Genomic DNA, 15,645 nt, shown 5'->3' with positions numbered 1-15,645 from the left:
TTCGGACGTTTGTGTTTATTTTGATTACTCATATTCACCTCTGATGACATTATAAATCTGTCTTTAGAAGTGTCCTGTTTAATTAGACCATTTCAAACCTTACAAATCTATTAAATGTTACGCCGTAACGTGCCGCACCGAATGCCTCAATCGACAGGATTAGCCGCGAGTGCCAGACCAAGTCTCTTTGCCCAATATCCACCTGTACCGCTTCAAGCTCGGGGGTCTTCGCGTGTCGCCGCCGCCCATTCCGGCGAATAATCCGCCATAATGGACAGGTCTGGAACATCCATCACCACGGTTTCACTGGCGATAAGCGTACCGATGACGCTGACTGCATTGCGTAATGCCAAGCGCATGACTTTTACCGGGTCAATGACGCCGATCTCCAGGAAGTTGCCGTAACAATGGTACTGGGTATCCAATGTGTAATGATCGTCATGCTGGGCGTTGAGGCAGGCAATGACGGCCTCGCTGTTTAAACCGGCGTTTTGGGTGATTTTCAATAAGGGAGCGGCCAGGGCTTGCTGCATGATGTACAAGCCTTGCTGTTGCTGGGCATTTTCGGCAATGGTTTTTTCAAGCACCTCAATGCAGCGAAACAACGCGAGGCCGCCGCCGGGCAGGACACCTTCTTCCAATGCCGCTTTGGCGGACAAATAGGCATTTTCAATGCGCACCATGCGTTCTTTAATTTCAAAATCGGTGTTGCCGCCGACGCTAAAAGTGCCGGTTTTTCCTGACAACAGCGCGAGACGTTCCTGTAATTCGCCAAAGTCGTGTTGATTGCCGGTCGCCGAACCCTCGCCGGGTTTTCTGGCCAAAATAAGCTCGGCTTCCCGGCGTAGCGTTTCGGATAATTGAGCGACGGCGGCTTGATCGCCCTCCGCACCGATAATAGTCGTGCCGTTTGCGGTAATGACCGCTTTTCTCGCCTGCCCCAGTTGCTCTAGCGTGACCTGTTCAAGTTTGCAGCTCAAGCCGGGCGCGTCAATAATCGCCTGGCCGCCGGTCAGCAAGGCCAAGTCGTTAAGCCGGTTAATGCGCCGGTCGCCAAAGCCGGGCGGTTTAACCGCTACGACGTTGAAAATGCCGCGCACATGGTTCAGCAGCAAGCCGGTCAAGCCGCTGCCGACTACGTCATCGGCAATCACCAATAGCGAACGCCCCTGCTCCTTGACTTGTTCCAGAATGGGAACCAACTCCATCAAGTCGCTGATTTCCCGGTCGTACAACAAAATATAGGGATGCTCCAGCACGGCTTCGGCGCGGATCTTGTCGGTTATGAAATACGGCGACAAATAGCCTTGCTCGTACTGTATGCCGTCAACGATGTCCAGTTCGTCTTCCAGGCCATTGCCCAACTGAAAAGTCAGCGTTCTTTGCAAGCCCAGTTCTTCCAGGGCCTGGGCCAGTAATTTTCCGGCTTTGACTTCGTTTTTACTGGCTACCGCAGCGATTTTTTCCACCCAGTCTGAGCTAACGCCGGTCACCGCCTTGTCCAGCAGGTTTTTTTCCACCAAGGTCAGCGCCAAATCCAGACCTTTTTGTAACTGCATGGGATGGAAGCCAGCCGCAACGCTTTTCAGGCAGCCTTGGGCAAGCGCCTGAGCAAGCACAATAGCGGTAGTCGTGCCGTCGCCGACCTGCCTGGACATCGCACCGGCAACGTCGCGCAACATCCGGGCGCCCAAATCGGCAATACGATCCTGTAGCGTCATGGCGTTCGCTACGGTTACGCCGTCACGGGTAAACACCGGCGCAATGCCGTCGGTACGGTGCTGTATCATCACCGCAGGACCGGCGCTGCCATAGGTTACCGCGACAGCGCGGGCCACTTGGTTGATGCCCTCCATGACGCGTACCCGTATCTCGGGGTTGTAAATAATCTGTTTACTCATAAGTGTTTCCGTTTATGGCTGGCGGCCCGGCCGGGCATTCATTTTCATCAATGTCTGCCCGACTTCGGCGCGGGTGTGATGGGCGCGTTTTAACCGCGCCCAGGTACGGATCAATTGTTTATCCCAATGGTCGAAACTGGCTTTTAGCAGCAGTTCCTCTTCAACAGAGAGTTCTTTTTTCCAGAACTCCACCAGCTCTGCAACACGGTCATTGCCGATACGGTAAACCAGCGCCTTTTCTTCCGCCGTCACCTGTCTGATGGTGTCATCCAACTGTATGACCATTTCGTGCAAAAATTCTTGATCCTGTTGGTTCATTATTATCCCCAAGCTCATTGCCCTAGCCGCTGGGCAGAAACTTTTCCAGATAAATGCGCTCCTTGGGAATGCCCAACTCGGCGCAGACCGCAAACGTTGCATCCACCATGCCCGGCGGGCCGCATAAGTAAAGATCCGGTTTGGCGGCGGTTTCCTGTAAATCGCGGCGTAAAATATCCACCACGCTGCCTCTTTCGCAATGCCATTCATCCGAACATTTCCAAACGCAGTTTCTCAGCTCCAGCGTTTTCATTTCCTCCGCCAACCGGTCAAGTTCGTCCAGGTAAAAAATCTCTTCCTCGGTATTGACGCCGAAATAAATCACGCATTTTTGCGGTTCGTCCCATTCATGCATCCGCCGAACCATTGATAATACCGGCGCTAGCCCTGTGCCGCCGGCGACAAAATAGCGCGGCGTAAAGCCGTTCTCTTTTAAGCCGAAGATGCCTGAAGGCCCTTTGACGTTTATCTTTTGGCCGATTTTGGCGTCATTTTTCAAATACGTTGAAAATTGTCCACCCTCTACTATGCGGATCAAAAACTCCAAATCGCCCTGTTGATTGGCGGTGTTGGCAGGCGAATAGGAACGCGTGATGTCCGTGCCTGGGATTTCCAGATCGAAAAACTGCCCGGAAGCGAAGTTAACCTGTTTGTCGTCACCGGTGCGTTTGAGCTGGAATTTAACCACGTTACTGGAGATCTGCGACAGCTCGACCACTTCCGCTTCAAACGCCAAACCTTCGTCCGAAAATGAAATGCGGTCGTAGGTATAAGGCACTTCGACTTCTATATCCGTTGTCGGGTAACAACGGCATAACAACACTTCGCCGGCTTCCTCTTCTTCGTAAGGCAGCGCTTGGGAACTGAATTTACCCAAAACGTAATCGCCTTCCGAGCAATAGCCTTTGCAAGTGGCGCAGCCCCCTTCGCGGCAAGAGGCCATTAAATAAATATCCTGGCGCAATCCAGCGCTGATGACATCCTCATCGGAACGGCATTCAAATGTTACCGACTCGTCATCCTGAGTAATAATTTTTACCTGATGTGTACTCACCATTAACTACAACTCCTGTTCTGCTTTTTTGTCCCGGCCATTCATGCTGAAAAATGCCAACACATGTTGAACGGCGCGTCTCGACGCTTCTAATGTCAATGAACAGCCTTCCTGGACCAGCTTGTTATCTTGGTAAATAGTCCAGCGCCACATGAACTCCAGGTCTTCCGTGTAGGCGGTGTAGGGTTGTGAATCATAGAGCTTGGTAAGATCGGAGTTCTGATTCAGCATTCCGCTGTCTTGTTGATACGACACTGCATTTGATGGTTCTAGCATGGTTCACCGTGGTATTTATGGATTTCCTTTTAAGGCGGGACACACGCAAGGCTTAACCGTTCGCCCTGAGCTTGTCGAAGGGCTCACCACGAACGGCTTAACCTTAAATTGTCCCTGCTTAAACAGAAAACCTTATTTATGGATTCCGGGAAGCGCCCGCACAGCATACCTTTCATACTATGCGGATGCCCCGATGACTTATCAGGTCATGCACTCGACCTGATTTCTGACGTCGCTCAAATCACGACTGCAAAGCGATGACTTTTACGCCGCGCTCTTTACGCAATTGTTCCAGCGACAACGCGTAATAATCGGTGTTTCTAAGCTCCATGAGTTTGGTGCCGAGAATCCGGTCGGTATCCATAAACACATTCACAGGCATGATCGGCGGTTTGTTTTTTATCCTGAAATCGATATGAAGTTTTTCGGCTTCGTATTTATCCGTGCAGGCGGCCATTTTAGCCACTACCGCATCAGCCACTTTTTGCGCATTCGTACCGCAGGTGTTGTTGTTAAGAAACTGCTGATCGTTGAACTCGTGATGCTTAAGCATAGCCACTTTTTCTTCGATTTTGACTTCAACCCAACCCCAATCGAGCTCAAGCGAATAGTCAGCGCGCAATGGCGTGGTGTATTTTTTGCGAAAATCGACCAAAAAAGCAGCGCCTTGAGCCAGTGTTCTCAGTCCGTCGATTTTCTGCATCCACTCGTCGCGTACCGGGTTGTCATGAATTTTGTAATTAGCCATAGTGAACTCCTAAGATTGCAAGTCTTTCAGTTTGGTATCGAGACCCATCAATTCTGATGTGATGGTAAAAGTATCGCCCAATGTGTAAGCGCGGCCGATGGTCGAGCTGACATCCACCAGGAAGTCATATACCGAGAAGTTCTTACCCAGTATCTCGGCGACTTCGGCGCAATCCACCTCGATTTTGCCGGTTGCTTTCAGCCACCAATACCCAGCGCGGTCTTCAACGACCAAGGTTGGATTTTCATCGGCATGATCGCCCAACAAATATTCATCAACGATGACGTTAATTTCGTCGGATTTTTTTAATACCAGCACCACTTCATTGCTTTCGTGGAACACTTGGTTTTCTTCGGCAAAATACTCGTCGGAAAAAGCTTTTCCGTTTTTTGCCATGATCCCAGCGCCATATGCATTTGAACTTTTAGACATTGTTTGTTCCTTTTATTTAAGGCCGGTTAGGACTGTTTTAACGAGCGCCGCGGTATCGACTTTGTAGCTGATTGGATCGGCGCAGTCGCGTTTCCAGTCGTCAAAAACACGTTCGAGCGCCGCTTCGACCGCATCCCTGCTTGTTACGCCCTTGATTTCAGGGATTTTGGAGAAAATGCCCATAAAGTCTTTCAATGCATTGACCGTTCTGGGTAACCATTTATTAGTCCAGGCTCGCAGCAGGCGTTTGTTGTAATCGCCAAACTCCGCGTCATCGGCTAGGCAGTGAAAGAACATGTCACCAGTGATGCCTTTGGTTTGCGAATGATATAACTGCATTTGGTTGATAAAGAACGGCGTCAGGTTGTCGCCGAAATAGGACGACAGTCTCAAGAAGAATTCACGGCGCACAAACTGGCCGAATAATGCGTCATAGACCATGTGGCCCGACCATAGGATTTCATTCCAGTCATAAGTGGCTTGCCAGATGTCTTCGACCGTTTCCCTTGCGCTTTTGTAAATAGCGCCTTGCGTCCATTCTTTTTTGGGTTCATCCGTGGATTCGGGGAAGCCTGGAACCAGTTTTGCCAGGAATGTTCTTTCCAGCTGAATCATTTGGGCGTTATCGACCTTGTCCAAACCGATCATCGCGATACTCATGCGCAGGGTGTCGCCCAGGCAATCGCGTGAAGCGGATGAGTGCGAGTTGAACAATCCGTATTCGCTAAAGCAGAATGCGCCCAGATAATCGTTCAACACTTCATCGCGCCATTTAGGATCGATGGAACGCACTTGGCCGTCTGCCGAATAAGCTTTCAGGAAACGATCGGTATAACGCCATTCTTCGGCTTTATCTTTTACATACAGCGCATGCCAGCGCAGGGCCGGGTCGCGGTGCCGGTGCCAGTCGGTGGTGTGCAGCTCGGTGGTTTCATTCCCCCAGGACGGCCGGCCGCCGTGGAATTTTTGCGTCCAGTCGCCCCAATCCAAACCGCCGGGAATCCAGTCCGGCGTAGGTTGCGCGTAGCAGCACAAAATTTCGTATTCGGTTAAACGGCGTCCGCGCGGTTTAACAAAATAATTCATCTTGTTTTGTGTATCTAAAGGCTGAGCAGGTACGGCATCGGCAATTACTTTTGCCATCGCCGGATCTGTCAAGCCTCGTTTTCCAGTTTCTACTTGAATCGACATAGGTGTCTCCCGTGTTGTTTGTTTTTAGCAATCGCCGGTTTTATGCGCCGTTGCGGGTGTGGATGCCAACTCCCCACCAGGCTCAAGCAAACCGGTCATTGCTGATGTGTTTAAACGTTAAAGTGATTTCAGCGGATCGGCAAAAACACAGTTGAGCTTTTTGATGTCGTCCAATGTCCACAGCTTGCCGTCTTTATCGGTATGCGGCTGTGCAATCAGAGTCTTGCCGTCACTACGCACACCGTGCAGTTCGGCGATGACTTCGGACAATTCGCGTCCTTCGTATTGTTCAAAGATGTTTTGGCATTCGTAACGTTCAGGCTCGGACAGCCACATGCGCTCGCCCCAGTCGTCGCTGAATGAATGTTTTTTGCCGTTCAATTCATGCACGCGCAGGGTGCTTGCGCCTTTGCACAGGCTGGGGCAAAACGGCACTTGGGAGACGCGATCGATGTAGATGGGGTGATTGTTTTCGATGAACCACATCAACGGAATAAAGCCGCTGTTTGGATCTTCGCAACCGCGCGCACGCCATTCTTCATAGATTTTGCCGTAGTGCTCGTGCCAGCCTGGGTAGTTGGCTTCAAACCATTCGGCTTCTTCGGCAGTCGGCAGCGTCAACCGGAAGAAACCGGTCGGCCATAAGGCATAAGCGATCAGGAATAAGTCGTGATGCGCCCAGTAGGCGTCTTTTTTGGCGTCGCGCAAGCTGGCGGGCGACTGGACGCCGTATTTACCCAAACGGCCGATCCAGATACCGCCCCAATCTTCGTATACCCAACGGTTCCAGGTTTTAACCCAAGGCTCGACCTTGAAGTGGCTGCCGTACTCGAATGCCATGCCCAATACCGGAGTAAAGTATTTTTGCTGAGTCCAGAACGCATTGTTAAGGTCGGTATTCAGGTATTTTGAAGCCGCTTCGTCGTTAGCAATGGACACCACGGTTTGATAACCGTTAGCCATATGCCGCAACTCGTCGGTTTCGATAGACAGGAATACCGTCGGGGTAATTTCATCGCCGTTTGCAGCCGCCCATTCGGTCACCGCAACAATCAACGGATTGGTAAAGCAGGCTTCGCCGACCAACTGCAAGTTAATCGAGCATTCAACCGCATCGCCGGAAATAAAGCCGTCCGAGAATACCCGTTTCATGCCTTTCCACAGCGGCCCGATCGTGCGGGTGCGGCGGGCGTCGTTGTGGCCGGCCGGATCCTGGCCGTTTTTGGAGAAGTAATAGTTCACATAGCCGCATTGGTTGGTGTGACGGATCTCATCCAGGGTTTGCGCCAGATAACCGTTTTTTTGCTCAGGCGCGGTTGCCGAATCCCATAACATACCTGTCGCGGCAATCGCGTTGTATTCGCCCACTTCCAGAAAGTTGGACACCAATTTCATGGTTTCGTTCCATTTTGGATGTACGCGTTTAGCCGCATCCACACGCGCCAAAACGTCTTGCAAGCTGCCGAATTGACGTTCGTCTTTAACCGATTCCATACGCGCATATTCTTTAGCGATCAGCTTGAATTGCTCTTTGGTATCGTTAGCCATTTTGTACTTGGTCGGATATTTGGTCCGGTTTTTCTCAAAATCCCAAGTAAAACTTTGTAACCATCTGTGCACTTCCTGTGCATTGACACTCACGGGTGCGCGATTGGCCGCCAGAGCGTCAGTCGCTGCTTTTGTTGCTGTACTTATAGCCATATAGACTACTCCTCATGTTTTTGTTTTAGATAAAATCAAATAGGCCATCGTTACTATGCAAACAAAGAAACACAACACGTCTTAATGCGAAGTTCCAGGCTGAACGACGACCTGTAACGCTAAAAGCAAGCACCGTGCCAAACTTTGACCAGACAAAAATAACCAAGAAAAACAAAAAGATAACAAAGATCGACGGCAATAGAGAGAAATCTAAACATTGTCCAGTTAGTAGACACTGTCCAGTTATAAAACGTACAGTTTGCATAAATTCGAACGGCACCCGGTTAGATGACGACAACCTGCCTGCGACAACCTGCCGCGCGGCAAAATGTCATATTTACTAGAGGGATAGAGCTGACTAGAATGAACCCACTCTTAATGATTACAGCCTCCTAAAGGGTTTTAAGAGCTTTTTGTGCGGTCAATATCTATTGACCGCATTTTTTTTGCGTGCTGATTCGCCTTTCGCTTTTCTTGAGGCGTTGTTTTGAGACAAGTTGTCGCGCGGCAACGTGTCGCATGTTTAATCTCCCCCGGTCAAGCTAGAATCAAGCGTTATTGTTTAGCGTTTTGTTGTACAGACTCATTGAGGAAAGTATGCCCATTTTTAATCAACCGGATTTTTTTACTATTCGCCAGCTTGATCTGGAAAACAAGCTGATTTTGCCGACAACACAACTGTATGGCCAAGTCAGTTTTCAGCTTAATTCCTTGTATCAGGATATGCGTAACGCATTAATCGATGCTCACGGCGTTGTGGCTGTCGCAGCCAAACGGGTTTACGAGCATCCTGTTGAAACACTGACTGCTTGGTATGACCAGGCCGCTTATACCGGCACTGCCCTTTATGCCCAGGTTCAGGTCGCTGTGTTGCCCGTTTATCAGGACTGGCAAGTCACGGTGAGCACAGGCAAGGAAAAAACAGGTCAGTATTTACAGGCTTTTTGGGATAACCCCGAACAGGTAACCTTAGCGACCTTTGAGCCGGTGACTCGTTATGTGACAACGGCCAGTGAACAGTCTGAGCGGTATTGGCAAATGTTTATGGATAACCCTGAACAGTTTATGCTGAGCGCACTCGCCCCGATAACTGATTATATGACCTCGCATAGCGCAGATGCCGAAGCGATTTTGATTAGCAGTTACTATGCTCTGGCGGATTTTTTCAGTTTGTTGATGGCGCAGCCTTCAGCGACCTTACAGGCTTTGTCTCACAATGCCTTGTCGGCTTTACTTGATGTTTATTTTGATGTTATTTCATCATTACTGGTTATAGCGTAAGAACATGACAACTTAACCTGGCAGGTAGATCCACTGGTCCATGCGCCGCCTAAAGCGCCTGCTTTGGGTGCTATCGGCAACGCATGGAACAAAATATCTACCTATGTAATAGTGTGTCACAAAACGTAATTTTTAGAATCGCAAAATCAGCTTTGCTACGCCAAACATCACGAGATGCCTAGGCGGAGTAGCAAAGCCGGCCTTGTAATTTGAATAGGGTCATCGTCAAAGAAATTGCCGATCAGCACAAAGCCCTGTTAACGAACAGGGCGGCTCCGAAGCTAATGTTTGTTAGCCTATCTATCAGTGCCTGGATTTGTTGCTGTTTTGTTGCGCGGCCGGATAAGAATGGCTTGAGAGCGTGGCTTGTCGGTCGATTAACAGCGCCGTGAGTTGATCCAGTTTTACGTCCAAACCGGCTACATTGTGCCTGAGTTGCTTCAGTTCATCTTGCACGTCACGGATATTTTCATGCATCTGTTGGAAATGAATCTGAAAGTATTGGCTGTGTGGGAAATCGGTTGATTGATCGTTCCGCTGTGAATCTTTAAACCCAGCGGGTTTTATAACCGCGCGGCCTTGTTGTTCTTGTAAAAGCTTTAGTGTGCTCATTATTCCCCTCGCCTTGATGATTATTTAATGACTCAGTATGTATTGGCTTATCGCCGTCAACTCATCATCACTTAACTGCACAAATCCAGGCATTTGCATACTGTCTGGACGTTTTTTACCCGGAGCCTTGGTCCAAGCCACAATGCCGGCCGAATCGCCCGCATAAATTTCTTTAATTTCCTGCAACGCCGGCCCAACGGTGGGCAACGTGGCATGGTGACAAGCGGCGCAGTTTTGGTTAAATGCGCTTTCGCCCGGAGCTGAGATTTTGCTTTCCTGATCTTTTGCATCCAGCTGCGCGTGTTCTCCGGCTTCTTTAACGGCGGCCATATAATTGGCGGTTTTCTCGGCGATGGCCGTCTTGTGGTCAGCCAAGGCGTTTTCCCGATAATCATGCCTGGCGATGCCCATAATGATGGCTGCACAGGCAAAACAGGCAATAATCCGCTTTAAGTTGTCATCAATCAGATGACCTGGACTCGTCAGGTTTTGCCACATCCACCAAATAGCCGGCAATGCCGACGAGCCACCCAGCATCAGCAGCAAAGTAAAACGCCAGCTCATGCCTTGCGCCGGCAAGGTCACAAACACCACCAACCCGGTCAGGATTTGAACAATGGTGGCGCCAAAGGCGAAGGCGTAAAAGAATCGGCGCACATCAATAACCCGCAATTTGCTGAACTGGACCTCCTGCAGAAATGTTTTACGCCCGCTCCACCAGACAAAAAATAACGAGCTAAACAACACGGCGGCTGAGATAAAATGCAGATAACGCTGCAACACGTTGGGTAGCAGCATCGCGGAAAAGAAGCCTTTGACTTGCGGCCAATATTCAGGAAACAGCATCAGGTTGACATTGGTCATGAATATCAAAGGGATAAACAGAAATAGCGCAGTTTCCAGGGCGGCAATGCCAATGTGCAGTTCTGGAATGTTGATGAAGTGATTCCACCAGAACTTGTGCACATAAGCCAATAGAAAAGCCAGCGTCACCATGGGAATCACCGCCATCCACATATCGCCTATTAACGCACTGGACGCATAAAACTGCGGCGCATAGAGTGTGTTGATAATCAACAGGGGGGCGACCCCCATAACCACGGCCAAACTTTTATTAACAGTGACCGTCTGCATAATTCTGTAGGCAAGCTTTTCATAATCAGGCGTTTTCAGGCCTTTAATTTGACAAACCAGACTGAACATGGAACCGCCGAGCATTAAATGCACAAACACGATATGCACCAGGAACGACACAATCAGCAAGATTTCCAGCAATCCTTCCGGGGCTGGTAACGGTAATGGAATATCGCGAGGAATAGGGGCATTCATTATTCATGTTCTCCATTGGTAATACTCAGATTGGGTAAAGTTCCGTAAACGGTAGCGGCTGAAATTTTGTCGGGCATCGGGATACCGTTGATTTGCGCGCCATTAAAGGCGGCAGCCCGCTTTTGCAGCGAGGCAAGATAGATGGCAAGCGCATCAAGTTCGGCTTTATTCCCCGGAAACGGCGGCATGAAATAACGTGCGCGGTGCATGTTTTCAATGTAAGCAGCAATTACCTCGGACTTCCATGGCTTTCCGCCATACATTTTTTTAAGTTGACCGCGTATGCTGTTAACGCCGTTGACGGTATGGCAACGGGTGCAGGTTTGTTCAAAAACCTCGCGCCCGGCGCTGATTTGATTGTCGGCTGTCACCTCTCGAATACCGGCGTAGGTGGCATGTTGCAGGATGCCGTCGCGCTGCAATAACGGGTAATCCGCTACACGGATGCCGTTGGCATACATGTAGTTACCGATAATAAAGGGCTTACGAATAAATTCGCGCACCCGCTCAAATTGCCCCAGCATGGCAAACAGCAGCAGTACCGAGACCAAGTATTTTGCGCCATGAACTTGGCCTGGACGTTTGACTGATAACCATAATACCCGGCCTACATAAAACAAACCGACAATCAATAGCAACTTCAATCTGCCGTTCCAGCTGACATATTCCTGCGTGGTGACGGCCACAGGTATGTTTGCCAGCATGTGATTGGGTATCACTTGATAGTACCAGATCGAGGCAACGATCAGCCCCAGCATCCAGGCGCCCGACCAGTTCGATATAACGCGCAAAACCATAGTGCGAAAGGCAAGATCATGCCGGGTGAACAAATAAATCAAACAGATCATGGTCATGCCGCCCATCACCATAGCCAATGTGGTTCTGAACGCCAACTGAGGAAGATACATGGGATTGAACAGACCGGACATCAACGTGCGTTCAGTCACCCAGTTGCCAGGGTCCATCATAAAGCCAAGAATGGCGACGATAATAGCCATGGTAATCCAGGAAAAAACGGCCAGAAAAATCCCCAGACGCAGGTGCATTAACTTGGCTTCCGGCGAACGGCCGGCAGTTTGCCAGCTCAGGAAATACGCCATAATCAGGCTGACTTCAGAGACAAACACGATCCATTCGACAAACCAACCCCAAAAAAACACCCTGATCAAGCTGCCGATCGCCGCCGGATTAACCAGCGATGCTGAAAACCAGATACCTACACCGGTTAACGCACCCAGCGTAGTCGTGATAATGAAGATTATTTTTAACAAACGGTACGCCAGTTTGTCCCAGCGCGCGTCTTTGCGGCGAATGCCGGAAAGTTCAAGCAGGGCAACCACCGGTAAAGCACCGACGGCGAAAGCGTGATTGATGATGACATGTAAAATTGCATCGACTGCAATCAACATGCGATTACCGATAAAATCGATATGAAAAATGGGAAAATCCATAAGTTCCTCTTGGTTAGGTAAACCGCTAGTCCATCGCCACATGCTTAACAGCCCGTTATATACCGAGCGATATGGACAACACCGAGTAACTAAGCAACAGTTGTGCCCTTGTATGGAAAACGAATAATATTTTCCAGGCTAGCGAATTTGGCGAGCTGCGGGCTGAGCGAGGCTGGGGGGCTGCAAGTGAACCGGATAATCGGTACTTAATAGACGTCCAATAAAACGACACTAGCCACAATATGAACAATTTGACAGGTTTTTTTCCTGGATTATTTGGTCGCAACCCGGTAGCGAAAGGCCCCCCACTCTCTACGATGGATGCACGGAACACCTGATTTGCGCATGCTTTAGAACACCATCATCGTAATATTGATACCGGTGTTTGTTCGGGTTCAACCGCTCCATAAACAACTTTCTGACAATCTGTCCTGAAAAAAGCGCCGCCACCATGCTTACAGATACCAAGACCCCGATCTCAGCCGGTAACAAGCTGTTAAGCGGAAGCCATGTCAACGAATAGCGTTTTTGGGGCACCTATCAGCCGAAGCAGGGATGGTTTAATCGTTTTAACGATCAACAAATAGCCTCATCCAAAGGCTGAAATTCCAGGCCGCGGCTGCCATCAATAAATTGATGCAGTCCCCGACGGTATCCTTGAGGAAGTTTCTGATTAAACGAAAGCCGGACTTTAAATGGCCAACGATCGGCTCTATGGCTGCCCGGCGCTGACAGCGCTTGCGCTTTTTGTCCCGTTGATAACGATTGTCGCGTTTTAGCGGCGGAGACTTAAGCGCAGGTTGTTGACTTCCTTGCCATAAGTGCGGCGCTGTTGAATGCCGTAAGCCTTAGCCGGCTTGTTCAGGCGGTTGATGAGTTTGATCGCCAGTTTACCGTCGGTGGGGGTAGGTGATGTTCTTTTCCTGCACTTTAGTATCGATGTTAACCGTGTCTTCCAGCGCAGCTTTACCGTGTAATATCACGCTGAGTTGAAACAAAACACCTGATCGACACCTTTCGCTTAGCCCCTTAAAATGACAGATTGGACTGTAGACCGGGAGGCGCAGTGGTGGGCAAACAAAAGAGCCGCTGCAATATTTGCCCCTGGGAATAAAGCACATCCGATCTACAAGGCTAGGCAGTGCCGATCTATGATTAGCGCTTTCCAGCGCATCGATAATTTCATAGATGGAATTAAAAGGATTGTTTTCTTCATGTCCTTCGTGCTCTGAAGTAAATAATTTTTTAGCCGATTTGGTAATACTTTCACTGTCTCGAGCCGCTAATTTGACATGGCTGCGTATAGCAAGCCGTCATCCCCCGTTTTATTTAAACCGAAACGCTCAATTTTTTTATAAAGCGTAGTACGGGTAATACCCAATTTTTTAGCGGCCAGGGAAATATTGCCATCGCAATCTTTTAATGCGGTTTTGATGCCGTGCAACTCCCAGTCCGACAGGCTCATAACGGATAAATTATCCTGTGCATCAGGATGTCTTGAGCGAGTAATATCAAGCAGCTTTTGCTGTTTTAATTCAGCGATAAAATCAATCGGTAAATCCTGTATGGTGATGAACCGGCTGCTGGCGGTATATAGCGTTGCCCGAATAACATTAATCAATTGGCGAATATTGCCGGGCCAGGGATGCTGCTCAAACAAGCTGATGACTTCCCGACAAATTTCAATCGAGGCCTCTTCGGTTGAAATGGCATTTAATTCCCGTTGCAGAATATGATGAATAATGGCTTTTTTATCGGCGCGATCACGCAGCGGTTGCAAATGGATTTGCGCACCATTCAGGCGATAGTAGAGGTCGCGCCGGAAACGGCCCGCTTCAACGGCTTCCAATAATTGCACATTGGTTGCCGCAACCACCTGCACATCCACATGTATCGGTTTATTACCGCCAACCGGCGTAAATTCCGAGGTTTCCAGCACCCTGAGCAATGTTGACTGCAAATCGAAACTCATATCGCCGATTTCATCGAGAAACAAGATGCCCGTATCAGCCAGCATAAACTTACCGGGTTTACCTGTGCTTTTCGCGCCGGTAAAACTCCCTGATGCGTAACCGAATAATTCGCTTTCTATCAAATCGTGGGGAATGGATGCGCAATTGATCGCAATCAGCGGCGTGTTTTTTCTGGGACCTACCTTTTTAATGAGGTTCACAAAATGGTCTTTACCTACCCCTGACTCGCCGGTAATGAGAATAGGGATTTTGTATTGCTGCAACTTGACTGCCTTTTTCACCAGCTCTTCCAGTGCCGGTGAAACCGCTGCATCACCGAATGCGCCAGATGTTTTTGGGACAGCCCTGAAGGAAATTTTTTCCAGCACCCGCTGCTGCGCCAATAAATTTTTGGCTACTGGAAAATCCGTATTCACTAATACGCAGATAAGATGCAAAAAGGCAAACAATGAATTCATGCTTTCCTGATGATGGCTGCTGACTAAGCCGATGACCGCCAGCAAATGACCGGATTCATCAAGCAGGGGATAACCCGCTGTAGTAAAAGGATGCAGTACGCTTAAAAAATGCTCCATACCCTGAAAGGCGACCGGTTTTTTCAGCTCGATCGCCGTGCCGATGCCGTTATTGCCTAACACCGATTCCAGCCAGTTGGTTCCCCGTTCACTCGCTCGTGACATGAATGACCCCGGCTGCTGTTCTCCAAGCGCATACAACAATCTGCCGTCAGCGGCGACCAGCATCATCATAACCCCGGCTTCTTTGAGAAAAACATGGAAGTTAAGGTTGAGCTGTTTAATTAATGTTTCTATTTTTTGAGACGGATTATCCAGCTGAATAGGCTGGCTGATGATTTGATAACGATCCCAATTGGCGTAATTACCCAGCGGCAGTCGGTACTCGTCAAGACAGCGTTGCCATGATTCGGTGACTTCAGGGCGAACCCAATCGTATTGATCCGGCGCTGAACGAGTTTGCGTCATCCATTGCCAAGCCTGCATAGGCCGATAAATCTGATAGTCAATGGTTTGTCTCAGCAAGAAAAATTCCTGAGCCAAATTTGACTGCTGTGGGATGTTCAAATCGATAAACATTCAGTTCTCTTGATTATGGGCAAAACATCCAGTCCAAGATAACAAAATCAAAAAATGAGGCAATGCGGCATAGTGTCGCATTGCCTTTATTCTATAAAAGACTAGGAGTCTGTCGGACAGACTCCTAACGACACCTTAACGTTAAATCAGTATAAATTCGACTAACTGCGTAACATCAGTCATTAATTGTAAATCCTCGCAGTTTTAATTGGTCTACCCCCTATTTTACTGTCACTATTGGGTTAATGCCTTGTGGGCATAGCTAAAAATTTTCCAAATCAATC

The 15,645-nt window shown here is 49.1% G+C and carries 13 protein-coding genes; 1 reads left to right on the top strand and 12 read right to left on the bottom strand.

Annotated features, from left to right (window positions below; genetic code table 11):
• Nucleotides 1-212: 212 nt before the first annotated feature.
• From groEL to mmoX, 8 genes are all read right to left on the bottom strand, one after another.
• On the bottom strand, nucleotides 213-1,901 hold the full coding sequence (groEL, locus tag B0F88_RS17695) for a chaperonin GroEL (protein ID WP_104425274.1): 1,689 nt from the start codon (nucleotides 1,899-1,901) through the stop codon (nucleotides 213-215).
• Nucleotides 1,902-1,913: 12 nt separating this feature from the next.
• Entirely contained in the window at nucleotides 1,914-2,219 is a 306-nt protein-coding gene (locus tag B0F88_RS17690; protein WP_104425273.1) for a hypothetical protein, read from the bottom strand.
• A gap of 22 nt (nucleotides 2,220-2,241) precedes the next feature.
• Nucleotides 2,242-3,276: an aromatic/alkene monooxygenase hydroxylase FAD-binding subunit MmoC gene (mmoC, locus tag B0F88_RS17685; protein WP_104425272.1), complete on the bottom strand. Its 1,035-nt coding sequence runs from the start codon at nucleotides 3,274-3,276 to the stop codon at nucleotides 2,242-2,244.
• A 3-nt stretch (nucleotides 3,277-3,279) separates the two neighbouring features.
• Nucleotides 3,280-3,549, bottom strand: coding sequence for a soluble methane monooxygenase-binding protein MmoD (gene mmoD / locus B0F88_RS17680; RefSeq protein ID WP_104425271.1), 270 nt, complete (start codon nucleotides 3,547-3,549; stop codon nucleotides 3,280-3,282).
• 241 nt (nucleotides 3,550-3,790) lie between these two features.
• Nucleotides 3,791-4,297 (bottom strand): aromatic/alkene monooxygenase hydroxylase subunit gamma, encoded by a 507-nt coding sequence (mmoZ, locus tag B0F88_RS17675; RefSeq protein ID WP_104425270.1) that lies wholly within the window; start codon nucleotides 4,295-4,297, stop codon nucleotides 3,791-3,793.
• Nucleotides 4,298-4,306: 9 nt separating this feature from the next.
• The gene (gene mmoB, locus B0F88_RS17670; RefSeq protein WP_104425269.1) at nucleotides 4,307-4,729 is read right to left on the bottom strand and encodes a methane monooxygenase regulator MmoB; all 423 of its coding nucleotides are present in this window, start codon (nucleotides 4,727-4,729) and stop codon (nucleotides 4,307-4,309) included.
• Between the two features lie 12 nt (nucleotides 4,730-4,741).
• The gene (mmoY, locus tag B0F88_RS17665; protein ID WP_104425268.1) at nucleotides 4,742-5,920 is read right to left on the bottom strand and encodes an aromatic/alkene monooxygenase hydroxylase subunit beta; all 1,179 of its coding nucleotides are present in this window, start codon (nucleotides 5,918-5,920) and stop codon (nucleotides 4,742-4,744) included.
• Between the two features lie 117 nt (nucleotides 5,921-6,037).
• Nucleotides 6,038-7,621, bottom strand: coding sequence for an aromatic/alkene monooxygenase hydroxylase subunit alpha (gene mmoX / locus B0F88_RS17660; protein ID WP_104425267.1), 1,584 nt, complete (start codon nucleotides 7,619-7,621; stop codon nucleotides 6,038-6,040).
• Nucleotides 7,622-8,218: 597 nt separating this feature from the next.
• Between mmoX and B0F88_RS17655 the strand changes: the two genes are divergently transcribed.
• Nucleotides 8,219-8,902 (top strand): hypothetical protein, encoded by a 684-nt coding sequence (locus B0F88_RS17655; RefSeq protein ID WP_258076721.1) that lies wholly within the window; start codon nucleotides 8,219-8,221, stop codon nucleotides 8,900-8,902.
• 303 nt (nucleotides 8,903-9,205) lie between these two features.
• Here the strand turns inward: B0F88_RS17655 and B0F88_RS17650 are convergent, their stop codons facing one another.
• The 4 genes from B0F88_RS17650 to B0F88_RS17630 all read right to left on the bottom strand — a co-directional run bounded on the left by B0F88_RS17650 (nucleotide 9,206) and on the right by B0F88_RS17630 (nucleotide 15,361).
• Nucleotides 9,206-9,514, bottom strand: coding sequence for a hypothetical protein (locus B0F88_RS17650; protein ID WP_104425266.1), 309 nt, complete (start codon nucleotides 9,512-9,514; stop codon nucleotides 9,206-9,208).
• A 24-nt stretch (nucleotides 9,515-9,538) separates the two neighbouring features.
• Nucleotides 9,539-10,843, bottom strand: a complete 1,305-nt coding sequence (locus B0F88_RS17645) for a c-type cytochrome (RefSeq protein WP_104425265.1) — start codon at nucleotides 10,841-10,843, stop codon at nucleotides 9,539-9,541.
• Entirely contained in the window at nucleotides 10,843-12,294 is a 1,452-nt protein-coding gene (locus B0F88_RS17640) for a c-type cytochrome (protein ID WP_104425264.1), read from the bottom strand. Before B0F88_RS17640 ends, B0F88_RS17645 begins: the two co-directional genes overlap by 1 nt.
• Nucleotides 12,295-13,576: 1,282 nt before the next feature.
• Entirely contained in the window at nucleotides 13,577-15,361 is a 1,785-nt protein-coding gene (locus tag B0F88_RS17630; RefSeq protein ID WP_104425263.1) for a sigma-54-dependent Fis family transcriptional regulator, read from the bottom strand.
• Nucleotides 15,362-15,645 lie beyond the last annotated feature (284 nt).

This window comes from Methylobacter tundripaludum, assembly GCF_002934365.1.
In the GTDB taxonomy this organism is placed as follows: Bacteria; Pseudomonadota; Gammaproteobacteria; order Methylococcales; family Methylomonadaceae; genus Methylobacter_A; species Methylobacter_A tundripaludum_A.
The sequence above is the reverse complement of the archived record's forward strand: the minus strand, read 5'-3'. Positions and strand labels throughout refer to the sequence as shown.